The organism is Hyphomicrobium sp. DMF-1, from assembly GCF_027886585.1.
Lineage (GTDB): Bacteria > Pseudomonadota > Alphaproteobacteria > Rhizobiales > Hyphomicrobiaceae > Hyphomicrobium_C > Hyphomicrobium_C zavarzinii.
The window spans coordinates 321,762-343,980 of sequence record NZ_CP115706.1; the positions used below are offsets into that span (position 1 = coordinate 321,762).

Below are 22,219 nucleotides of genomic sequence, written 5' to 3' on the forward strand. Positions count from 1 at the left end.
TTCCAGGCCATCATTTCGTCAGACTCTTCACTCTGGCGGATGAGTACGGTTCAAGCTGAGATCCGCGTTTTTTCGTGTCCGGGATGGACCGCATTCCGGACCCTGGCGTACTGGCCGCCCTGGACCACGTTTTCCTCCCGGGGCGAGACGATCACGGCCGAACGCCATGCGGGCGGAGCTACGGCCAAGGTTTTTTTGTTTGTTGCGCTTCTGCCGACGGACCCTGCTGGGTGCGTACGGCCGGAAACGCTCTCGGGGGACGGAGAATAAATGGCTGACGCCAAAGCCGAGCGGGGCTCGCAAGCGGCACGTCCGCTTTCGCCGCACCTGCAGATCTACAAGATGCCCGTCAACATGCTGATGTCGATCGTGCATCGCATAACCGGTGCCGCGCTCTATTTCGGAACCGTGCTCGTGGCCTGCGTGCTGGTGGCCGCGGCGAGCGGTCCGGATGCCTACGCCACGGTAACCGGCCTGCTCGGCACCTGGCTGGGGCAGCTCGTGCTGTTCGGCTACACCTGGGCGCTGCTGCATCATCTCGCGGGCGGTATCCGGCATTTCATCTGGGACACCGGCCGCGGCTACAAGCTCGAAACGGTGGATCTGCTCTCGTGGGGCACCCTCGCGTTCTCGGCCATCACGACGGTGCTGATCTGGCTCTATGTCCTGTTCGTCGCCGGAGGGAGCGCGCCATGAGCATGCGCACGCCGCTCAAAGAGGTTCGCCGGCTGGGCTCCGCCAAGGAAGGCGCCGATCATTTCTGGACGCAGCGGACGACCGGTGCCGCCAACCTCGTGCTCTCCATTTTCGCGATCTGGCTCGCGGTCAGCCTCATCGGTGCCGACCACGCCACGGTGAAGGCGACCATCGCCCAGCCGATCATCGCGCTGCCGCTGCTCCTGTTCATCACCTCGGCTGCCATTCACATGCGTCTCGGCATGCAGGTGATCATCGAGGATTACGTGCACGGCGAGGCAGCGAAGATCGTGCTGCTGATGCTGAACTCCTTCTTCGCCATCGCCGTTGCTGCGGCGAGCGCGCTTTCCATTCTCAAGCTCTCCTTCGGAGGCTAACGTCACGATGGCTGCCAAGACCAACGGAAAAGAGCCGGCTTCGCCCGCCATCAACGGCAAGGCTTATCCCACGCACGATCATACCTACGACGTGATCGTCGTCGGCGCAGGCGGCGCGGGTCTTCGCGCGACGCTGGGAGCCGCCGAAGCAGGCCTCAAGACGGCCTGTATCACCAAGGTGTTTCCCACGCGCTCGCACACCGTCGCCGCACAGGGCGGCGTCGCGGCCTCGCTCGGCAACATGGGCCCCGACAACTGGCGCTGGCACATGTACGACACCGTCAAGGGCTCCGACTGGCTCGGCGACCAGGACGCGATCGAGTATCTCTGCCGCCATGCGCCCGACGCGGTGTACGAGCTCGAGCACTACGGCGTGCCCTTCTCCCGCACGGAGGATGGCAAGATCTATCAGCGCCCGTTCGGCGGCATGACAACGGAATTCGGCTCGGGACCGCCGGCACAGCGCACCTGCGCGGCCGCCGACCGCACCGGGCACGCCATGCTGCATACGCTCTACGGACAGTCGCTGCGCCACTCGGCGGAGTTCTTCATCGAATACTTCGCGCTCGACCTCCTGATGGACGAGGAGGGTGCGTGCCGCGGCGTAATCGCGCTTTCGATGGAAGACGGCACGATCCACCGCTTCCGCGCCAAGCGCACCATTCTGGCGACGGGCGGCTACGGACGCGCCTACTTCTCCTGCACCTCGGCGCACACCTGCACCGGCGACGGCAACGCCATGGTGCTTCGTGCGGGCCTTCCGCTGCAGGACATGGAGTTCGTGCAGTTCCACCCGACAGGCATCTACGGCGCGGGCGTGCTGATCACCGAAGGCGCGCGCGGCGAGGGCGGGTATCTCACCAACAGCTCGGGCGAGCGCTTCATGGAGCGTTACGCGCCTCATGCGAAGGATCTCGCCTCGCGGGACGTCGTCTCGCGCTCGATGACGGTCGAGATCCGCGAGGGGCGTGGCGTCGGTCCCGACAAGGACCACATCTACCTGCACCTCGATCATCTCGATCCCAAGATCCTGGCGGAACGGCTGCCCGGCATCACGGAAAGCGCCAAGGTATTCGCGGGCGTGGATCTCACGCGCCAGCCGATCCCGGTGCTGCCGACCGTGCACTACAACATGGGCGGCATCCCGACCAACTATCACGGCGAGGTGCTGACGCTGAAGGGCGGCAACCCGGACCATGTGGTGCCGGGCCTGATGGCCATCGGCGAAGCGGCGTGCGTTTCGGTGCACGGCGCCAACCGTCTCGGCTCCAACTCGCTTATCGACCTCGTGGTGTTCGGGCGGGCGGCAGCGCTGCGCTGCGCTGACTCCATCGAGAAGGGCGCGTCACAGCCTGATTTCGCGAAGGACGCCACGGACGCCGCGCTCGCCCGTCTCGACCGTTTCCGCTATGCCAAAGGCAAGGAGCCGACGGCGGCGCTGCGCCTCAGGATGCAGAAGGTGATGCAGGCGAACTGCGCCGTGTTCCGCGATGGTCCCGTCCTCAAGGAAGGCGTGCAGAAGATCCTCGATATCTGGAAGGCATCCAAGGACATCGGCGTCACCGACCGCTCGCTGATCTGGAACTCGGACCTGATCGAGACGCTCGAGTACGACAACCTGATCGCGCAGGCCGCGGTGACGGTCGTCGGCGCCGAGAACCGGAAGGAAAGCCGTGGCGCACACGCCCGCGAGGACTATCCGAACCGCGACGACGTCAATTGGATGAAGCACACGCTGGCGTTCGCCGACTATGAGAAGAAGTCCGTCTCGCTCGATTTCCGGCCGGTGCACACGCACACGCTGACCAACGAGATCAAGTACATCGAGCCCAAGGCACGCGTTTACTAGGGCATTCTGGCCGACGCAGATTTTCCGCCCCGGATCGAGAGATCCGGGGCTTTTTTTGCCGGTTTCTCACGCTATTCCTGCACGGCGCCGGGAATTGCCGCCTTCTCGACAGACTGGCGTGCTCAAAGCAGCCCCGAGGCGCATTTCTGCACTTGTCAGACACTGCCGACGCGTAAATGTTGTGCCTCTTCCGGCGGCGCTCCGTCCGCCGACAGTCTGAGACGCTTCGGCATGCAGCCTGAATGGCGTCCCAGGCATTCAAGCGCAGTTTCCGCGGAGGGCGATGGGCCCGCCAGCACACGGCTCGAGAGGCAGACGAGATTGGCGAAGGACCCGGCACCGACACCTTCCGACGACGGCGACTCGCGGATCGCGCCGGATCCGTTCGCGGCCGTGCTTCCGGCCATCGCCGCGCTCGGCACGATCTCCTCCATCGCGACGATCAACTGGGCGGCTCGCGAGCGGACGGCTGACCGGATGCGGCCGAAGCGCAAGGCGGTGACGGCGCTGCGCGAGCTCGAGACCTGCTGCCTGCATCTGACCGAGATCTTCCGCCGCTTCCAGCGCAATCCCCGGCTGTTCGCGGGCGAAGGCGCGCAGGGGGCCTCGCCTCTGAAATTCGGCGTACACGGACCGCGCGTCACATCCGATGCGGCCAAGCTCTACCAGCAGGCGATCAATGACGTGGCCTCCATGCTGGTGCTCGCCTCGCAGAGCGCCTTCGAGGTGATGTGCGCCATTGAGGACGGCACGGTGGAGGCGCCCGAGCAGATCTTCTTCGGCTTCGGCGAATGCCAGGACAGCCTGAACAAGCTCATCCAGAACCGCGCGACGCTAAAGGTCTCGGTCGATGTCGGCACCGAGGTCGCGGACCGGCTCACCACGCTCGTGCGCGAGCTCAAGAAATATCGCACGGACTGACGCCCGCGTTTCCCGTGTTGCCCTCTGCACCGCGGAGAAGTGTCTGGACCCCGATCTTCATCGGGGTGACGTTGAGTTTGGGCCGTCGGTTTCTACAAAACCAACGTCATGCCGGCGGAGGCCGGCACCCGCGACACATTTCGAGGTGGGTGCACTTCAATCCGTTGAACCGGTGGATGCTTGCGTGGATCCCGGCCCGCGCCGGGATGACGTTCCATTGGCGGATACTGCCAAGCACAAAACTTCACATCATCCGGATGTCATGTCGAGGCCTTGCTGCGCATGGACGGGTTTCTCCCACCGGGAGAAAGAAGGGCGTTCTCTCGAACGCTTCACTTCCTCGCTCTTTGCGGGGAGAGGAGAGAGGCCCCGTCTCTAGCTGCGCTGGCCGCCGAGTTCGTCGAACAGGATCGAGAAGGTGGAGCCCTTTCCGACCACACTCGAAATGCGCAGCTCTCCGCGGTGGCGGATGACGATGTGCTTGACGATGGCGAGGCCGAGCCCCGTGCCGCCTTTGTCCCTGCTTGCCGCCGCGTTGGCGCGGTAGAAGCGCTCGGTAAGCCGCGGCAGATGCTCCGGAGCGATGCCGGGGCCGTCATCGGCGATGGCGACCAGCACGCGTGGAACCGGCGGCGAGCCATCGAGAACACGGGAGACTGCGATTTCCACGCGCCCATTCTCGCGGCCGTACTTGATGCCATTGTGCACGAGGTTCTGGATTACCTGCACGATCTCGTCGCGATCGCCGCGTATCCTGATGGGGCCGTCGCTCTTCGTCACCACGATCTTCACTTTCGAGGCGGCGGCCAGAGGCTCCAGCGCCTGCGCCACGTAGGCCGCGACCTCGTTCAGCTCGACGATTCCCTTCGGCGGCAAGTGAACGCGCATCTCCACGCGGCTCAGCGAAAGGAGATCGTCGATGAGGCGGGTCATGCGGTTTGCCTGGCTCGACATGATGCCGAGAAAGCGGGCGCGCGCGTCCGGATCGTCCCGCGCCGGCCCCTGCAGCGTCTCGACGAAGCCGCGCAACGAGGCGAGCGGCGTGCGCAGCTCGTGGCTGGCGTTGGCGATGAAGTCCGCGCGCATCTGGGCGAGTTTGTCCTGCTCGGTAAGATCGCGGAACGAGATGACCAGCAACGGCAGGCCGCGGCGCGTTTCCTTGCCGCCCAGACGAGAGACGGTCGCCGAGATGCGCCGCTCGACCGGAACACGCTCGAACAGATCGACGACGACGGGCTCGTTTGAAACGGCCGCCTTCTCCACCGCCTCGTTCAGCTCCGGATTGCGCGAGACGTGGCTCAGCGGCTGTCCCGGTCGCACCTTCGGAAACAGGTCCTGAAAGAGCGCGTTGAAGTGCAGAACGTTGAAATTATGATCGAGGGCGAGCACGGCGTCGGGAATGGCGTCGAGCAGAAGCCGCCAGCTCGCGGCCTCCTTTTCGCTCAATGTCGGCCCGCGCACGAAGCGCTCGCGATCCCCGGCAGAGGCGTCATCGCCGTTTTCGCCGTCGGAAGGGCCTTGCCCGCCGATGGCCATCGCCATCACAGCAAAAGCAGCGACGGCCAGTTGCCAGGAGATGCTTCCGGCCACGGCCAGCCCGACGAACAGAAACGCCGCGACGGCAACGGCCCAGAGGCGGCTGCACAGGCGACTGCGAAATCCGCGCAGGCCTGCCCGCAAAGGCTCGATCTTCGTTGTGAGTGCTGACAGGTATCGGGTCAGCCACCGGGGCTCCGTCATGGGCGCCCATATTGCCTCGATCCGCAGCATGGGCTCAACCCTCACGGCGCACCCGCCGGACCGGTTGGGTGTTTATGGTTTTCAAAGCGAAGCTCCTCCGCGGGCGATGTCCGCAATTCGGCTTCCTGATAAACAACACTTGTGTGACAGTTCATCTGCGCCCCGAGGCGCTTTCGCTTTTCATTGAATTGCTTCAACGTTCCTCTATCCCGGCAAGCAGGCTGGGCAGCGCTCGAGGGACGAGGACGGAAACCATGGGAAAATCGAAGAACGGCAAGACCGAGAAGGAAAGCTCGGGGGTGCCGCAAGCCTATCCGGGGTTCGACCTCGACAATCCCACCTTCCCCCCGCAGCTCGAAGAGCGCGCGCTCAAGTCAGGCGGGTATCCCTACGACGACAAGCTCAAGCGGAAAGTCTACGAGGATCAGCTCCAGCAGCTGCAACTCGAGCTGATCAAGTTGCAGGACCATGTGCAGGCCCAAGGCGAGCGGGTCGTGGTCGTGTTCGAGGGACGCGACACGTCGGGCAAAGGCGGCTGCATCGCGCGTATCCTGGAGCGGGTTAACCCCCGCCACTCCCGCTCCGTCGCGCTTTCGAAACCAACCGAAGCGGAGCGCGGGCAATGGTATTTTCAGCGCTACATCAGCCATTTGCCGACGCGCGGCGACATGGTTCTGTTCGACCGGAGCTGGTACAATCGCGCGGGCGTCGAGCGCGTGATGGGGTTCTGCAGCGAGGATGAGGTGGCGCGTTTTCTTCGCGACGCGCCCGAGTTCGAGGCGCTTCTGGTTCGCGACAACATCCGCTTCTTCAAGATTTACCTGACGGTGGGGCGCGAAATGCAGCTCAAGCGCTTCCACGAGCGGCGTCATGATCCGTTCAAGCAATGGAAGGTGACCGAAATCGACCGCGCGGCCATCGGCAAATACGACGATTACACGCGGGCCGAGGCCGACATGCTGCGCTTCACCCACACTGCCGTCAGCCCGTGGACCGTGATCAACGCCAACGATCAGCGGCGCGCGCGCCTCGAAGCCATGCGCGTGATCCTCTTGGCGCTGGACTATGCGGGCAAGAACAAGGACGCGATCGGGGCTATCGATCCCAAGATCACCACGTCCGGGGCGGACTACCTGGCCACCCTCAACGGCAAGCAGTCCTGAGAGCGGTCAGGGTCCGAAAGACGACACCGGTGCGCAAGAAAATCGGGCTCCAACCCATGTGGCTGGAGCTCGATTCACGTGAAATATGGTCCGGTTTCCGGGTCAGGGCAGACGGCAGCCGGACGTGAGGAAGCCGTAGAGCCAAGCGGTGGCCGCGCCGAACCCGGCCCCCGTGGCCAGCACCGGCCAGATCAGGTTGATGTCGTTCCCCAGAAACGGCGGCTCGCTCCTGATCAGCGGGATCAGAACCAGGGTACCGACCAGCGCCGGGCCAATGAGCCCGAGCAGAGCGCCCCGAAAGGTCATCGAGCCCCGCGGCACGCTTCCGAGAATGAGGGCGAAGACCGCGCCCCAGACGCCACCCCACACCGCATCGGTTGCGATCTGCGGATAGCCGGTCATCAACGACGGTTCCATGGACCACGGCAGGCGCGTCGCATATCCCGAGTTGTAAAGCCAGAGACCAATCAGCTCGTGCACCGTGACCAGCGCGATCGCCCCCGCGATGAAGCCGAGCACGAGGCTCTTAAAAGACGTTCCCTCCATGACCTTTTCCCCTCCTGAGCTATGATGAATCGAGCGTTCCGCTTCTTTTTTAGGCAGTATTGACCGCTTCGGGGGATGTTGGAAGGCCTGATCGCCAGAAGTGGCACGGCAGAGTCGCCCGGCGTTTGCGTTCATCTTTTGCGCGATACTCAACTAATATTCAATCTATGGTTGATATATGTCGTCGAACCCAATGCAGGGAGCGACCGATGCCGGGTATTCGCGTGGAGAGGCTGCCTGTGCGGACAATGGGGTTGGGCCTGCTCGGCTTCGACCACCTGCAGATCGTGTGCCGGAGTGATTTCCAGGATCCCGGCCGCCCCGTACGCCAGGACGATTGGTTCGTCATCGAAGGCCTCCGGGAGGCCGACGACGCGGGCGTGCGCCTCGGCGTCGAGGGCTGGCACGGCGGCACCACGCTTTCGGAGGCGAACGCCAATCTCAGGGACGATGCGCTCGCTCTCAAGATCGGCACCCCCGAAAGCCGCGGCGGCCGCGACATCGTCGAAGGAAGCGCGGCCATCGAGCTGTGGGCGAGCCTCGCGTCCTTCGCGACCGACATCGAACTCCAGCGCTTTCCCTACATCGCGCTTGCATTACCGGGGTCCGCGTTGCCGACGCTCAACTCGTCATCGCTCATTGCTTCGCTGCTCCATCACACCGGGATCGACGTGGAGGCCGCCCTGCCCGCTGGGGTGCGCTTCTCGCCGGGCACCTCGACGCTGCTCGGAACGTCGCGGGACGACAAACTCCGGACCGGAAACGGCTTCACCGCCCTCCTCGGCGGCAAGGGCGCGGACGATCTCTCGGGCAACGACATCTCGGGCCAGATCGACAAGCTGTATGGTGGCCGGGGGGACGATACGTTCCATTGGTCGGCGGGCCTCAACATCGTCCACGGCGGACAGCCGGGCCTCACCTACGACGAGGACGGCCGCGACACCATCGTCTACACAGGGGCCGGCGATGTGACGCTCGAGGCGCCCTTCGCGCGTGAGCCGCACCATCAGCCCGACTTCATCGCGACCTACCGCGCCGGTCAGGATCACCTGCTCTCGATCGAGGAGGTGGTGTGGGACGGTACGGGCGACCGGCTCACGATCGGAAAAGGGGTCGGGCTGTCGCCGAGCCCGCTCAAGGTGGAGTTCAATCGCAACGGCGGCGCGGGAGGCGGGGGTGTGCTCGATCTCTCGCACTCCGATGTCGGCTTCCGCATCACGGCGCATGCCGACGCCGAGCTGCATCTCGACGGCCGCACAGGCGACAGAGCAGGATCCGGCGGCCTCCGTGTTTCAGGTGCCGAGCGGATGATCGCGAGCCCGCACGAGGACCGGTTCGTGATCGCGTCGCCCGGCGCGTCGCTGGTGATCTCCGATGCCGCACCGGAGGATCGCCTCGCAGTGACGTGGACGCCATCGCACATGGCGGCGGCTTATGATGTCCGCTCGCGCGAGCTCGTCGTTCATCTCTTTCCGAGCGAGGCCCATCAGCGGAGCAGTTTGGTCCGCCTCCTCAACTTCAAGAATGGAGCGCTCGGCATCGATCTCGACCGTCCCCTTGCGCTTGCCGACGAAGCGGATGGCGCCTTGCTGGTGTCCGGGCCGCTCCCCGCCCAAGACGACGCGTACGACCTTTCGGCGCCCATCCTGATGGCCGATCCTTCGCTCGATTTTCTGAGCGCCAGCATCTTCTGTCTGGATACTTTCGACGACGTGCTCTGCCACGACTATCCGATATTCGGCGCGGGCGACGCGATAAGCGCGCTGCAGAACGCCGGCTAACGCGCAACCGGGCGATGATTTTCGCGCGCAGGCTGATACGGTGTGAGACTTCTTGCTCTTCTCATGGAGCCTCAAAGCCGCCTGTGCTCAGGATCTGCATCCAAACGAAACGCGTGATCACCATGGCCTCGGCCGCCATCGCAGCGTGCTGGGGTCTCGCCGTTGCATCACGGGCCGACGAAACGTGCGCCACAGATGCGGGGTCTTCGCACGATGTGGTGCGGGTGATCGATAGCGAGACCGTGCTTCTCGACGATGGGCGGGAGGTTCGCCTGATCGGCGCGCTGGCTCCAAAGGCGGATGCCATCGCCGCCACGCCGGATGCCTGGCCACCCGAGCGCGAAGCTCTCCGCGCGCTCGAAACACTGGTCTCCGGTCGCGCGGTCACCTTGCGCTACGAGGGCCGCAAGCGCGATCGCTATGGACGTGAGTTGGCGCAGCTCTACGTCGCGGGGGTGAGCGGACCCGAGTGGGTGCAGCGGCGCCTGATCGCCGACGGCCATGCGCGGGCCTATGCGCTGCCTGGAAATTCGGGCTGCCTTCGCGCGCTTCTCGGCGCGGAAGAGGAACCCCGCACCGCGCAGCGCGGACTCTGGAGCCGCACGACCTATCGCGTGCGCGAGGCTTCCGAGGTGGATGCGTTGCTGCGTCTCGCCGGCCAGTTCGTTCTGGTCAGCGGGCGCGTGTCGCAGGTCGCGCGCACGCAACGGACCACCTACATCAACTTCGGCTCGGATTGGCGCCGTGATTTCACCGCCAGCATCGCGAGCTCCCTGGTCGACCGGAGCCCGGATGGCGCGACGCGTCTCAGCGCACTTGCTGGAAAGGAGATCCGCGTGCGGGGATGGATCGAGCGGCGCAACGGGCCGATGATCGTGCTCGGCTCGTTCGACGAGATCGAAACGCTAAACGGGAATGAAGGTGTGCCGCCGCCCGGATCCAAAGCGGCCGCCGACACAAAGTCCGCGACGCCGCCCCCAGATACGACAACACCCCGCTGACGGGCAGCGGGGTGTCGCAATTCTGGGTGGCTGTGTAAGGCTGCTTATGCGGCCTTCACCTCGGCATCCGTGCCATCCGCCATACGGCGGCCGCGGGCGCTCTTGGAGAGCACCTCGGTGATGCGCTGCACGGCGCCGCGCTCATCGAGCTTCTCGACGGCTGCGATCTCGCGTGCCATGCGATCGAGCGCGTCCTCGTAGAGCTGACGCTCGGAGTAGGACTGCTCAGGCTGGGCCTCGGAACGGTAGAGATCGCGAACGACCTCGGCGATCGAAACCAGATCACCGGAGTTGATCTTCGCGACGTACTCCTGCGCGCGGCGGCTCCACATGGTGCGCTTCACGCGGGCGCGGCCCTTCAGCGTCTCCATAGCCTTCTTGACGATGCCGTCATCGGCGAGCTTGCGCATGCCGACGCTGTCGAGCTTGCCGGTGGGAACGCGGAGCGTGAGCTTCTCCTTGTCGAAAGTAATGACGAAGAGCTCGAGCGACATGCCCGCGATCTCCTGCTCCTCGATGCCGACGATGCGGCCGACGCCGTGAGCCGGGTAAACGATGAACTCGTTGGTCTTGAAGCCGTGGCGCTGGCTGACGGACTTCTTCTGAGCCGCGCTCTGCGCCGCCATGACCTGACGGGCGGCCGCGGCCTTCTCGGCGATCTCCTTCGGAGTGGCCGGCTGAACGGGGGCCGTCAGCTTCTGGCCGCCAGACTTGGCGAGCGCAGCAGCGGCGCGGGCCGGCGTGACGGCCTGATGGCCGGCGACAGTAGCCGCCGCAGCGGGCGCGGCAACGGACTTTGCCGGAGCGGCCGCCTTGGCGGCCGCAGGCTGAGACTGAGGAGCGACAACCGCCTTCAATGCGGGCTTCTTCCCTGCGTTGGCTGCGGTAACCGCCTTCTTCATCTCGGGTCCTTTCACGACTGATTTTGCAACGGGTGACTTGGCAACAGGCGACTTGGCGACGGAAGCCTTGACAGGGCTCGGCTTCTTGGCATGACTTGCGGAGACGGCGGCGGCGGTTTTCTTCGCGCCGGGCTTGGCAGCAGCAGATTTGGTCTGGGAGGGCCGGGCAGCGGTCTTGGACGCAGCGGGCTTGGATGTCCTAGCCTTGGCGTGCGCTTTGTTCTTCTGAGCCATAGACTTCGTCTCACTCTCTCGTATCACAACGCTCGGCCCCGAATGGGTCGAGCCGTACTCTTCTCTGCAACCGGGTCTTGTTGAGCCCGTAGACCGTGCAGTCACACATAGACCCGGACGTCGGCAGGTCGCCTTTGCCGCCGTTCCAGGACCTCCCCAGCATGTCGGGTTGCCGAGCCGAAATAGCTACCCGCTTACTCTCAGTTGGACGATAAGTCACAGATCTCAGATGGGCGCCCACATTCGGCGCAGCAATCGGCCACAAAGCTCCGAAAAGCTCGCGGCAAGTGCTACGTTGGGCCGTCTTCGTTCCTGTTCGGTTCTAATCTGTCCAAGGATATACTTGTAACACAAATTTCATGAAAATTGAAGCGCGATAAGGAATATAGGTGATCTAGGGCTTAAAGAACTTGATTAAGTCTTCGAGTTGCTGCGACGCACGCAAGGACGACGACTACGCTATTTTACGCAGTCTCCACTTAGTCGCCTTGGCCAGGTTCGGAAGAAAAATATTTATCGAACTTGTCTTTTTCATCCCTGTACTGCTCGGCCTCCGGTAACGGGGGCTTCTTCGAAGTAATATTCGGCCATTTGTCTGCGTATTCGCGATTGACCTCGAGCCAGCGCTCCTGGCCCGGCTCCGTGTCCGGTTTGATGGCATCGACAGGGCATTCCGGCTCGCACACCCCGCAATCGATGCACTCGTCGGGGTGGATCACCAACATATTGTCACCCTCGTAGAAGCAATCGACGGGGCACACCTCCACACAATCGGTGTACTTGCACTTAATGCACTTGTCGTTGACGACGTAGGTCATGTCGGAGGTGTCCGGATCTTCTGAAGGTGCGTTCGCTTGATCTCGGGATGTGCCAAATGCCGGACCCCATAGCAAGCCCCGCAACGTCACAGCCGCGCCATTTGACGTTCGTCAGGTGGATCGTTTGAGCTCGTCAATCTGCCGGCGCTCCCGCTTGGTCGGCCGTCCGGCCCCGGGAGCCCGCTCGCCCCAGGCCATGGGCTCGCCCGTGTCGGCCGCCGCCCCGGCGGGCGGCGCGCGCGGCGTCAAGTCCTCATAGAGCAGCTGTGCCTCGGCCGCTGGTCCCCGGCGCTCTCCCAGCCCCAGCACCTTGAGCACCCGGACATTGCGGTGAAGGCGGGAGGTGACAACATCGCCGATCTTGATCGCCTGGCTGGCCTTCTCGGCCTTCACGCGGTTAACCTTGATCTTGCCCTCGGTGACGGCGGTCGCCGCCAGCGTCCGGGATTTGGCCACCCGCGCAAACCACAGCCACTTGTCGAGACGCTGATGTCCGGTCTCGGCGGCGGCAGGGCTCGCGGCGGGTTTCGTCATGTGGAGTTCTTTTCCCGGGCCTGCTTGGCCAACGCATCGCGCAGGGCGCCGAGCGAGGCAAAGGGTGAATCGGGATCGGGCCCGCCCTTCTTGGCTGGCGGGCTCGCCGAGCGCATGACCGGCGCCTGCCGATCCTCGTGACGGCGGCGATCATCGCCGCGCCGCTCATCGCGGCGGCGCTCTCCGTGTCCGCCGTCGCGATGACGCTGCTGGGGCCGCGGGCGGTTCCGGTCCTGATCGCGCTGCGTGCGGTCGCGGTCTCTGCCGCGCTCCCGGTCACCGCGGTGACGCTGAGGTGCCTCGGACGCATTGACCTGAGACTGCGCGTCGCCCGCGTTGGCCGAGGCCTCGCTCTGCTGAGACGCGGCGGCGTCGGCGGGAGCGGCAGCAGCCGGCGCGTGACCGCGTCCCTCTCCACTGCCTCGACGGCGACCGTGATGGCGGTCCCTGTGCTCGCGGCCCTGACCTTCGCGGCGGCCTTCCTCGCGGCGCTGAGGGCGCTCGTCGCGATGGCGGCGCGGGCGCCAAACGTCGATGACGATGGTTTCGTCGGCCTGAGCTTCCGTGGCTGCTTCCGCAGCGGGAGTTGCCTCCGCCTGCGCGGCGGGTTCCGCCTCGGCGGGCACGGGCGCGGCGTCCTGCGGAGCAGCGCTCGCCTCCGCCTCCGCCGTTTCGGGCGCGGGTTGCGAGGCCTCTGGCGCACCGGACGCCGGATCGGCAACCTGAGCCGCATCGGCGCGGGCGGGCTCGACAGGCTTCGGCACGGTCTTGCGGTCAAGCCGGAAGCCGAGGGCCTTCAACACGTTGCTCAGTTCATCCGGCGAGCAGCCGAGGATCGACATCATCTCCGGCGTCACGATGAAGCCGCCATCGCCGGTGGATCCCTTGGGCGGGGCTGTCGCGTTCTCGGGCGATGCCCGGTAGGCGAGCAGTGGACGGATCAGATCAGCCAGACGCTCGAGGATGTCGAGGCGCACGGCGCGCGGACCGCACACATGGAAGCCATAGGCGCGATAGAGCGCTTCCGGGGCTGTGGTCTGGACGGCGGCCGACGTGAGACCGGCGCGCGGAAGCTCCGGCAGCGTCTCGAGCGTGAGGCCGTGCGCGGGGGCATGCTTCAGCGCCCAGAGCGTGACGGCGAGCTCGGCAGGAGCGGGCTTCAAGAGAGTCGGGAAGTAGATGTTGAACGCGCCGAAGCGAACGCCGTACTTACGGAGCTGCGCGCGCGCCTCCTGATCGAGGTGCTTCATCATGTCGGCGATCAGCTCGCGCTTCACCATGCCGAAGCTCTCGGTGAGGCGGAAGGCGATGCCGCGGGCGAGGCCCGTGAGATCCTCCGCCTTGGCGATATCGACCAGCGGTTTCAGCCGCTCGGCGATGACCTCGTCACGCCAGGCTTCGAGGCGGGCCTGGACCTTCTCGCGGTCGGGGCCGGTCAGGTGCTCATCGGCCAGCAAGTTGATCTGCGGCTTCAGGGGATCTTCCGCGGGTTCGAGCGCGGCGATCTCCTCGTCGCGCCACAGGATGCGGCCCGAACGATTGACTTTGAAAGCGTCGGCCTTGGCCGCAGCGACGCGGCGGGCGCGCATGCCAAGCTCGCGCGACAATACCTGCGCGGCGGCACTGCGGGCGGCCTTGCCGTGAATGCCGTCGCCGCTCTGGGTCTCGGGCGAGAAACGAAACCCCTTGAGGCTTCCCACATAGTGGTTCTCGACGCGGATGGCGCCGTCCTCGCCAATTTCGGCGTTGAGCTCCTCCTTGTCGCGCAGGCCCTTCATCAGGGCGCTGGTGCGCCGGTCGACGAAGCGCTGCGTCAACTGCTCGTGGAGTGCGTCAGACAGCGCATCCTCAATGGCGCGCGTGCGGGCCTGCCAATGACCGGGGTCCTTCAACCAGTCCGCGCGATTGGAGACGAAGGTCCAGGTGCGAATGTGCGCGATGCGGTTTGCGAGCGTATCGATGTCGCCGTCGGTGCGGTCGGCGAAGGCGACCTGCTTGGCGAACCAATCCTCGGGCACGCGGCCTTCGGGGCCCATGAGGTAGCCGTAGATCGTTCCGATCAGCTCGGCGTGGTTTTGCGAAGAGATCTTGCGGTAGTCCGGGATCTGGCAGACTTCCCAGAGCCGCTGAACGGCGGCGGATGTCGTTGCGTATCCGGCGATTTCGCGATCGTTGGCCAGCGTCTCGAGGGCGATCACGTCATCGGCCATGCGCGCGCGCGTCAGGCGCTGCTCGTTCGGCATCTCGCGAAGGCTGTCGCGGAGGCGATCGAGGGACGAGAATTCGAGGCGGCGGTTACGCCACTGAAGCACGCGCACATTGTCGAAGGTGTGCGTTTCCAGCCGCTCCACGAGATCCGCATCGAACGGCTCGCAGTTGCCCGTCACGCCGAAGGTGCCGTCGTTCATGTGGCGGCCCGCGCGGCCTGCGATCTGTCCGATCTCGTTGGCCGTGAGATTGCGGAAGTTCTGACCGTCGAACTTGCGCACGGCGGAGAACGCGACGTGATCCACGTCGAGATTGAGGCCCATGCCGATTGCATCGGTGGCGACGAGGAAGTCGACGTCGCCGGACTGATAGAGCGCGACCTGCGCGTTGCGCGTGCGCGGCGAGAGGGCGCCGAGCACCACGGCCGTGCCGCCGCGCTGGCGGCGGATGAGCTCGGCGATGGCGTAGACCTCGTTGGCCGAGAAGGCGACGACGGCGGAGCGGCCCGGCAGGCGCGTGATCTTTTTCTCGCCCGCATAGGTGAGGCGCGAGAGGCGCGGGCGCGAGATGAAGTTCGCGCCGGGGATCAGGTCCTGGATGGCATCGCGCATGGTCTGCGCGCCGAGCAGCAGGGTTTCGGCACGGCCCCGCGCATGAAGCAGGCGGTCGGTGAAGACATGGCCGCGCTCAGGGTCACCGGCGAGCTGGATCTCGTCGATGGCGAGGAAGTCCACGTCCACGTCTCGCGGCATCGCCTCGACGGTCGCCACCCAATAGCGTGCACGCTCGGGCTTGATCTTTTCCTCACCGGTGATGAGGGCGACCTTGTCGGCGCCGATGCGGGCGGAGATCTTGTCGTAGACCTCGCGCGCGAGCAGCCGCAGCGGCAGACCGATCATGCCGCTCTCATGACCGAGCATGCGCTCGATCGCGAGATGGGTCTTGCCGGTGTTGGTGGGGCCGAGTACCGCAGTGACGTTGCGGATGCGCGTTTCCAGATCGCTGGCCATACGCGAGATCTCCTTTGGAAGAGCCCTTGGCATTGCATTGCGAGGGTTCGAGATCAAGCTATTTGATTACGCGGGGGAAAGGCGTCCATCCCGGTGGAATTCTTCTAAAGCTGACTCGCGTCTGCTCGCCTGCAAAATGCTTCGTTCCCGCCGCCGTCGAGAACGTGCCACGACGCCGGAAATGCCCGAGGGCACCGCGGGGAAGCCGCGATGCCCTCTGCAGATGTCGGACTATGACGGAAAAGCGACCCTAGTTGGCCGAGGCGACCTGACCGCGCTCGGGAAGCTCGATGTTCACGCGCTCGAGGTTAATGCGGGCTTCGCCGGCGGCCGTGGGGACCGACACCGACTGGGGCAGCATCAGCTTGGCAGCAGGCACGACGCGGAAAGCGATCTCGATATCATTCGTGGCGGCGAGCTGGCGCGTTTCCTCGGTCGGACGGTATCCGGCGATGGGCGTATATTTGACGCGGCAGACGGTGGCCGTCTCGCCCTTCACGCCTTCCACTGGGATCTCCCGGGCATATCGCAGATCGATGTCGAAGCGCTGCTTGCCGTCGAAAATCGCCACCTTGCGGCCGCAAGGCGAGGGCGCATCGGTGTGCGTGATCGCCATGATGGCACTCAGGGGATCGAACACGTTGTTGAGGTGCGAGCGGGTGAGGGGCACCGTATCCGGCGCTTCCAGGGTAACCGGAAGAACGGTGAGGCGATCGATGCCGTTCTGATCGAAGCCCATGGTAACGGAGCCGTTGCGCACGGAGCTTTCATAATCAAAGCGGAAATCGGCGGGCTTGGGGGCCTTGGCCTTGAGGGTGCCCGAGCTGTGGGTCACGCCCTTCCAATGGAAGACGCCGAGAAGTGCGGAAATCTGCACATCCGTATCGAGCGTGTAGCTCGTGCGGCCGACGTTGGATTTGAAGCGGAAGGTGCCGAGATCGAACCCGTTGAGGGTGATCTTGTAGCTGGCGTCGACCCGGACCGGGGAAACGCCTGTAGGCGACGGGGCGGCCGTGGCCAGTGGCGAAAGCGGCACCAGAGCGGCAAGAGCTGCCGAGCCAAGCGCCAAAACGCATCCACGCACGCGACGAGACTGTACCTGGTACATGATCATACTCACCAACCCTTCTCGCCGCGACTCTCAGCGAAAAGGGACTAAAACGGGTTTACGATACGACTTCGTAGGACACATTCTGCCCCGTAAGGCTTAACAATTCGCTCACGCTCGCGCCGGATTGGCACGGCGCTCAGCCCGTTTAATCCCCAAATCATCTATTCCGTTCCCGGCCCGAATTTTTGCCCGGAGTGCCTTTTCAGCGCGGCGGAATGGCCTCATACGCTTGACGTTCTTGCGGCGGCTCGCGTATAGAAAGCCCCGACTGTCCCGCAGATCTGTATCTGCGGGCTATTTTCATTGATTTTCCCCGTGATTTCGGGTCCGTCCTCGGGGCGGGCGGTCGGACGTGGGGCTCGACCGAACGAAGGATAGTCAGATGACCAGGCGCTGTGAGTTGACGGGCAAGCTGCCGCTTTCGGGCCAGCTCAGAAGCCATGCCGAGAACAAGACGAAGCGCAAGTTCCGTCCCAACCTCGTGAATGTCACCCTGATCAGCGAGACGCTCGATCGCCAGGTGAAGCTCCGCATCACCGCTCATGCGCTGAAGTCGGTGGAGCATCGCGGCGGTCTCGACGCGTTCCTGGCCAAGGCCGACAACGAGGAGCTGTCGCCCGACTGCCTCAAGCTGAAGCGCGAGATCGCCAAGGCAAAGGCCGAGAAGGCAGCCTAAGGCTCAGCCCCAGGCTTCGAAATTCAAAATGCGCCCGCCGGAAACCGGCGTGGCGCATTTTTTCGTGTCGGCCAGCATTGAACCAGGATCACGGTACCGGGCTTTAACGAGACCGGTGATTCACGCTTCGGACTGATAGGGTCCGAAGCGATCATGGGACTTCAGTGAGACCGATGATTCACGCTTCGGACTGATAGGGTCCGAAGCGATCATGGGACTTCAGTGAGACCGATGATTCACGCTTCGGACTGATAGGGTCCGAAGCGATCATGGTCTAGGCCGAGATCAGCTCTCGGAGATCGAGGGGCCCGGTGGTCATATCGAGGCTCCCGTCGGGCTGGCGAGGCCATTCCGCCTCGGGGCGGTCCCGATAAAGCTCGATCCCGTTGCCGTCCGGATCGCGCAGGTAGATCGCCTCGCTCACTCCATGGTCGCTTGCGCCCTCGATCTCGATGCCGGCCGCCACGACGCGGCGTAGCGCATCCGCGAGGGCGGCCCGCGTGGGATAGAGAATGGCCACATGGTAGAGCCCGGTCGTTCCGCGCGGCGGGGGAGAGCCGCCACGGCTCTCCCAGGTGTTGAGGCCGATGTGGTGGTGATAGCCGCCTGCCGAGACGAACGCCGCCTGGCTGCCATAACGCTGCGTCAGCTCGAAGCCCAGCACATCGCGGTAAAATCCCAAGGCGCGCTCAAGATCGGCCACCTTCAAGTGCACGTGCCCGATCCGCGTGCCGGGATCGATGGGCTTTTTCTCCGTCGTCATGTGTGCGCTCCATGGTCGGGCAAGAAAGTCTGGCTGTTGGCGGCCAGGTAGCTGCGTAGCGTTTCGGGTTTTCGTCCAGTCAGCTTCTCGATCGCATCGCTGACGTTTGCGGCACGCCCGAGGCGGGTGTTGGTGTCGAACGACGCCAGGATGGCGGCCATAGGCTCGGGCACGCCGGCCGCAACCATGCCACGCACGAGGTCGTCGTCCGAGACCTGCACGACCTCGATCGGCTTGCCCAGCGCCTGGCTGACGAGGGCTGCGATCTCGGCTGTGGTCTCCGCCACCGGCCCGGTAATGTCATAAACCGTATTCCCCCCGGGTTCGGCCGCAAGGGCGAAGGCGGCGGCGCGGGCGCAGTCGTTTCGCGAAAGGTGGGCGATGCGTCCGTCACCCGAGGCGGTGAACCATTTTCCGCTCGCCAAGGCGCCCGGCAGCGAAAAGGCGAGGTTCTCGAAATACCAAGCGTTTCTCAAGATGGTCCAGCCGCGGCCGCTCAGGGCGAGCGCCTGCTCGGTACCCAGGTGATCCGGCGCGAACGGAATGGGAGAGCCGTCCGGATTTGGCATCGAGGTGTAGACGATGTGCCGGACGCCGGCGGTCTTGGCCGCCGCGATCGCAGCCTGGTGCTGCGCCAGCCTGCGGCCCGGCGTGTCGAGCGCGTCCGTCGAAATGAGAAGAAGGCGGCCCGCGCCTTTGAAGGCCTCCCCGAGCGAGCCGGGATCGTCGAAGTCGCCGCGCCTCACCTCGACCCCGCGCGCCGCGAAATCTGCCAGCTTGGCCGGGTCGCGCGTCACGGCGATCAGGCGGGCTGGCGGCACGGCGCAGGTGTCGAGCAGATGCGCCAGCACACGCCGGCCGAGCTGGCCGGACGCGCCCGTCACAAGCAATGTATCGGACACTTTGGTTCTCCTTTGTGATGTTGTCTCATTTAGAGACCACGTCTAAGATGGAGACTTACTGTCCGTAAAGACGGCAGTTTTTCGGGAGATAGGCACGTCGAGGTAACCGCCCATGGACGCCAGCAAGGTCAGTCGCGATGCGCAGGAAGACCCCGCCGCCTGTCCGGTCCGGGGCGTGCTCGATCGCATTGGAGACAAGTGGAGCACGCTCATCGTGTGCGTGCTGGGGGAGCGGCCTTACCGGTTCGGAGAGCTGCGCCGGGCCATTCCCGATATTTCGCAGAGGATGCTGACGCAGACGCTCCGCGATCTACAGCGGGACGGCTTGGTGAGCCGCCACGTATTCCCGACGCTGCCGCCGAGCGTCGAGTATCGGCTGACGCCGCTCGGGCAATCACTGCTCGCGCCGCTTTCGGAATTGATCCGATGGGCGGATGCGCATCACGCGGAGATCCGGAAAGCGCGCGAACGGTATGATCGCGAAGGCGTCGCAGCGACCTCCGACATCGCGGAAGTCACGTGAGGGGCTCGGCTCGCTCGGAGGCTATCAGAGAACGATGGTGCTGCGGAGCTGGGTGAGCTCCGTCGTCATGCGGCTGGTCACCGCCTCGCCGCGGTCGGCCAGGCTGGTCATTTCCTGCGCGACAACGCCGAAGCCTGCGCCGTGCTCCATGGCACGCGCTGCCTCAATGCGCGCGTTGAGCGCGAGCAGACGCAACGTCTTGAGCGTCGTGCGGATGTCCTCGGCAGCGACGTCGACCTTGCTCAACGCAGTGGCGCCTTGTGCGAGACGCTCGGCGAGGCGCGACAGGGCGCCTGCTTCGAGGATGATGCCGTCGAGGTAAGCCGGCGCGTTGGTGTTGGGATCGATGGTCGATGAAGCGCCGCCGGTCTCGTGCACGTAGAGGATTTTGCCTTCGCGATGGCGGATGCGATAGCTCACCTGCCAGTTGCCACCGCGCGAGAGCGCTTCTGCAACTGCGGCATCCACCTTCGGCAGGTCATCCTTCACGATCAAAGAGGCAAATCCGGTCCGCTCACGAATGAAAGTGTCGCGATCGTAGCCGGTGAGACGGCTGAAGCCCTCGGACAACCAGACCATGGCGTAGTCGTTGCTGTTCTGGCCGCGATACATGAAGCCGTCGATTCTCACGCCGATGCTCCTCAGGAAGTCGTCGGCCGAAAAGGCTGTCGTCTCTTGCGTCATCGCGTCGAGCGCTCCGAAATCATCTGTCTTTCTCGAGAGTGAAGTGAGTCGCTGTTCTATTTGAGCCGATTCGCGCATGGAAAGCGCGTCGCTGATTGCGGCCAGATGATCATTTTTCTGCCCGCGGACCGGTCATCCGAGACTGCGTTTTGGGCAGAGACGGCGGGGGCGATCACCCAGGTTGCCGCGCCAAGCGCGACATCGACCAGCCGGCCAGAACGAGAGCGACGGCGTAGGAGAGATCGAGAACGGGAGGGACTTTCTCGGCAAACGCGATCCGGAGAGGGCCGCCTGCGAACAGCGCGGCGAACGAAAGTGGCATCGCCCATGCCGCCTTCAGAGCTTGGCGGCGTTCGATAAGGCATGGCGACAACCGTCTCGCCATGCCTAGCCGATCTGGCCCGTCAGCGCGCGACGAGCCTAATGATGAATATGACCAGAAGTGCGCCGATAGTTGCGTTGATGATGTGTCCCAACAACCCGCCGCCGATATATAGGCCTAGCCTCGGCAGAAGCCATCCGGCAACAACAGCACCCACGATGCCGAGCACGATATTACCGACGAGGCCGAAGCCGCCGCCTTTGATGATCTGACCGGCCAACCAGCCGGCGATGGCTCCGATGATGAGCCAAATGATGATGCCTTCCAAAGCCATGTGTATTCCTCCGGTTTGACATGACGCAAAACGGACGTTTCAGGCTCTCGAACACCCTGCCTGTGCGGGCCTTGACCCGCGCCGACAGACTTCGCGACGATACTTGAGTTCGCAGATCCCCGAAACACGCCCGGTGTGCGGCTGCACACAATCCGCACGCGCATCCTTAGGGGACGGAGAATTCAGTATAATTGCCGGACGGCATGGACACGCCCCGGCGCGGATGGCCAAAGTCTCCGCATCATCCTCCTCGCGTTTTTAGGAGTGCGGCCGAGCCCATGGCACTTCTCGGACTCACCTTTGCCTTCCTGTTTGTCGGACACAGCCTGGTGAGCCCCACGCTTCCCTTGATGCTCGAAGACGTGCTCAAGGCTTCGGGGCGCGATGGGCGGGTGGAGTACCAGATCATCAACGGCGCGCCCCTCAAGTGGAACTGGGAGAACTCGGCCTCGGCGGAAGGGATCGACGGGCGCGCGGCGCTTTCCGCGAAGCGCTACGACGCGGTCGTCCTCACCGAGCGCGTTCCGCTGAAAGGCACGATCGAGTGGGAGGATTCGAACGGCGCGGCCTTGCGCTGGTTCAACCTTGCGCACGCCTCCAACCCCAAAGCGCGCGTCTACCTCTACGAGACATGGCACAGCCTCAAAAGCGGCACAGGCGCCGAAGTCCCTTATGACGGGGACGGCGGCATTCCCTGGCGCAAGCGTCTCGACCTGGATCTTTCGCTCTGGGAAGGCATCGCCGATCACGTCAACGCGGCGCGTCCCGCAGGCAGCCCCGAGATGCTTCTCGTCCCCGCCGGGCAGGCAATGGCCAAGCTTCACGACGAGATCGCCGCCGGCCGGGTGCCGGACGTGCACGACATCCGGGATCTCTTCAGCGACGACATCCACCCAAACGACCTCGGGCGCTATTTCATCGCCATGGTGCACTACGCGGCGCTCACCGGCCAAAGCCCGGAGGGCTTACCGCGCGCGCTCAAGAACGAGTGGGGCGGGGACTATCAGGCTCCCTCTGAAGCACTCGCGGCCAAGATGCAGAAAGTGGCCTGGGACGTGGTGCGCAGCTATCCGCGATCCGGCGTGATGCCCTAAAGGTCAACACGCTGCCCGTTCCATAGGCAT

At 64.5% G+C, this 22,219-nt stretch carries 22 protein-coding genes; 10 read left to right on the forward strand and 12 right to left on the reverse strand.

The features are described 5' to 3' along the window. Nucleotides 1-270: 270 nt before the first annotated feature. From sdhC to PE058_RS01425, 4 genes are all read left to right on the forward strand, one after another. Nucleotides 271-696, forward strand: a complete 426-nt coding sequence (gene sdhC, locus PE058_RS01410; RefSeq protein WP_020085763.1) for a succinate dehydrogenase, cytochrome b556 subunit — start codon at nucleotides 271-273, stop codon at nucleotides 694-696. Continuing rightward, on the forward strand, nucleotides 693-1,073 hold the full coding sequence (gene sdhD / locus PE058_RS01415; protein ID WP_271029654.1) for a succinate dehydrogenase, hydrophobic membrane anchor protein: 381 nt from the start codon (nucleotides 693-695) through the stop codon (nucleotides 1,071-1,073). Before sdhC ends, sdhD begins: the two co-directional genes overlap by 4 nt. Nucleotides 1,074-1,080: 7 nt before the next feature. Next, nucleotides 1,081-2,922, forward strand: a complete 1,842-nt coding sequence (gene sdhA, locus PE058_RS01420; RefSeq protein WP_020085765.1) for a succinate dehydrogenase flavoprotein subunit — start codon at nucleotides 1,081-1,083, stop codon at nucleotides 2,920-2,922. A gap of 321 nt (nucleotides 2,923-3,243) precedes the next feature. After that, complete coding sequence (locus tag PE058_RS01425) at nucleotides 3,244-3,843, forward strand: hypothetical protein (protein ID WP_020085766.1); 600 nt, start codon at nucleotides 3,244-3,246, stop codon at nucleotides 3,841-3,843. 375 nt (nucleotides 3,844-4,218) lie between these two features. On the opposite strand, the gene PE058_RS01430 is transcribed toward PE058_RS01425, so the two are convergent. Beyond that, nucleotides 4,219-5,583 (reverse strand): ATP-binding protein, encoded by a 1,365-nt coding sequence (locus PE058_RS01430; RefSeq protein WP_271029655.1) that lies wholly within the window; start codon nucleotides 5,581-5,583, stop codon nucleotides 4,219-4,221. Between the two features lie 254 nt (nucleotides 5,584-5,837). Here PE058_RS01430 and ppk2 point away from each other — a divergent pair, with 254 nt between their 5' ends. Then, nucleotides 5,838-6,746, forward strand: a complete 909-nt coding sequence (gene ppk2 / locus PE058_RS01435; RefSeq protein WP_020085768.1) for a polyphosphate kinase 2 — start codon at nucleotides 5,838-5,840, stop codon at nucleotides 6,744-6,746. Between the two features lie 102 nt (nucleotides 6,747-6,848). Here ppk2 and PE058_RS01440 read toward each other — a convergent pair whose 3' ends face one another. After that, nucleotides 6,849-7,292 carry a hypothetical protein gene (locus PE058_RS01440; protein WP_020085769.1) on the reverse strand — a complete coding sequence of 148 codons (444 nt, stop codon included), beginning with the start codon at nucleotides 7,290-7,292 and terminating at the stop codon, nucleotides 6,849-6,851. A gap of 209 nt (nucleotides 7,293-7,501) precedes the next feature. On the opposite strand from PE058_RS01440, the gene PE058_RS01445 reads away from it, so the two are divergent. Continuing rightward, nucleotides 7,502-9,073 (forward strand): hypothetical protein, encoded by a 1,572-nt coding sequence (locus PE058_RS01445; RefSeq protein ID WP_271029656.1) that lies wholly within the window; start codon nucleotides 7,502-7,504, stop codon nucleotides 9,071-9,073. Nucleotides 9,074-9,195: 122 nt separating this feature from the next. Then, nucleotides 9,196-10,074: a thermonuclease family protein gene (locus PE058_RS01450; RefSeq protein ID WP_271030643.1), complete on the forward strand. Its 879-nt coding sequence runs from the start codon at nucleotides 9,196-9,198 to the stop codon at nucleotides 10,072-10,074. Between the two features lie 44 nt (nucleotides 10,075-10,118). Here PE058_RS01450 and PE058_RS01455 read toward each other — a convergent pair whose 3' ends face one another. From PE058_RS01455 to PE058_RS01475, 5 genes are all read right to left on the reverse strand, one after another. Further along, nucleotides 10,119-11,210: a CarD family transcriptional regulator gene (locus tag PE058_RS01455; protein ID WP_020085772.1), complete on the reverse strand. Its 1,092-nt coding sequence runs from the start codon at nucleotides 11,208-11,210 to the stop codon at nucleotides 10,119-10,121. Between the two features lie 479 nt (nucleotides 11,211-11,689). Further along, complete coding sequence (fdxA, locus tag PE058_RS01460) at nucleotides 11,690-12,028, reverse strand: ferredoxin FdxA (RefSeq protein ID WP_020085773.1); 339 nt, start codon at nucleotides 12,026-12,028, stop codon at nucleotides 11,690-11,692. A gap of 111 nt (nucleotides 12,029-12,139) precedes the next feature. Then, nucleotides 12,140-12,562 (reverse strand): RNA-binding S4 domain-containing protein, encoded by a 423-nt coding sequence (locus tag PE058_RS01465; RefSeq protein ID WP_271029657.1) that lies wholly within the window; start codon nucleotides 12,560-12,562, stop codon nucleotides 12,140-12,142. Further along, nucleotides 12,559-15,780, reverse strand: coding sequence for a helicase-related protein (locus PE058_RS01470; protein WP_271029658.1), 3,222 nt, complete (start codon nucleotides 15,778-15,780; stop codon nucleotides 12,559-12,561). The genes PE058_RS01465 and PE058_RS01470 overlap by 4 nt, the downstream gene beginning before the upstream one ends. Nucleotides 15,781-16,030: 250 nt before the next feature. Next, entirely contained in the window at nucleotides 16,031-16,894 is an 864-nt protein-coding gene (locus PE058_RS01475) for a DUF3108 domain-containing protein (RefSeq protein WP_020085776.1), read from the reverse strand. Between the two features lie 379 nt (nucleotides 16,895-17,273). On the opposite strand from PE058_RS01475, the gene rpmB reads away from it, so the two are divergent. Then, nucleotides 17,274-17,567 (forward strand): 50S ribosomal protein L28, encoded by a 294-nt coding sequence (gene rpmB, locus PE058_RS01480; RefSeq protein ID WP_026867995.1) that lies wholly within the window; start codon nucleotides 17,274-17,276, stop codon nucleotides 17,565-17,567. A gap of 274 nt (nucleotides 17,568-17,841) precedes the next feature. Here rpmB and PE058_RS01485 read toward each other — a convergent pair whose 3' ends face one another. Then, nucleotides 17,842-18,330 carry a VOC family protein gene (locus PE058_RS01485; RefSeq protein ID WP_271029659.1) on the reverse strand — a complete coding sequence of 163 codons (489 nt, stop codon included), beginning with the start codon at nucleotides 18,328-18,330 and terminating at the stop codon, nucleotides 17,842-17,844. Further along, entirely contained in the window at nucleotides 18,327-19,232 is a 906-nt protein-coding gene (locus PE058_RS01490; RefSeq protein WP_271029660.1) for an SDR family oxidoreductase, read from the reverse strand. Before PE058_RS01490 ends, PE058_RS01485 begins: the two co-directional genes overlap by 4 nt. Before the next feature lie 112 nt (nucleotides 19,233-19,344). On the opposite strand from PE058_RS01490, the gene PE058_RS01495 reads away from it, so the two are divergent. Beyond that, nucleotides 19,345-19,755: a winged helix-turn-helix transcriptional regulator gene (locus PE058_RS01495; protein WP_020085780.1), complete on the forward strand. Its 411-nt coding sequence runs from the start codon at nucleotides 19,345-19,347 to the stop codon at nucleotides 19,753-19,755. A 24-nt stretch (nucleotides 19,756-19,779) separates the two neighbouring features. Here PE058_RS01495 and PE058_RS01500 read toward each other — a convergent pair whose 3' ends face one another. From PE058_RS01500 to PE058_RS01510, 3 genes are all read right to left on the reverse strand, one after another. Then, nucleotides 19,780-20,439, reverse strand: coding sequence for a methyl-accepting chemotaxis protein (locus PE058_RS01500; protein WP_271029661.1), 660 nt, complete (start codon nucleotides 20,437-20,439; stop codon nucleotides 19,780-19,782). A 172-nt stretch (nucleotides 20,440-20,611) separates the two neighbouring features. Beyond that, the gene (locus PE058_RS01505; RefSeq protein ID WP_156827352.1) at nucleotides 20,612-20,761 is read right to left on the reverse strand and encodes a hypothetical protein; all 150 of its coding nucleotides are present in this window, start codon (nucleotides 20,759-20,761) and stop codon (nucleotides 20,612-20,614) included. 82 nt (nucleotides 20,762-20,843) lie between these two features. Then, on the reverse strand, nucleotides 20,844-21,095 hold the full coding sequence (locus PE058_RS01510) for a GlsB/YeaQ/YmgE family stress response membrane protein (protein ID WP_271029662.1): 252 nt from the start codon (nucleotides 21,093-21,095) through the stop codon (nucleotides 20,844-20,846). 278 nt (nucleotides 21,096-21,373) lie between these two features. Here PE058_RS01510 and PE058_RS01515 point away from each other — a divergent pair, with 278 nt between their 5' ends. Next, nucleotides 21,374-22,189 carry a hypothetical protein gene (locus PE058_RS01515; RefSeq protein WP_020085784.1) on the forward strand — a complete coding sequence of 272 codons (816 nt, stop codon included), beginning with the start codon at nucleotides 21,374-21,376 and terminating at the stop codon, nucleotides 22,187-22,189. Nucleotides 22,190-22,219: the final 30 nt, after the last annotated feature.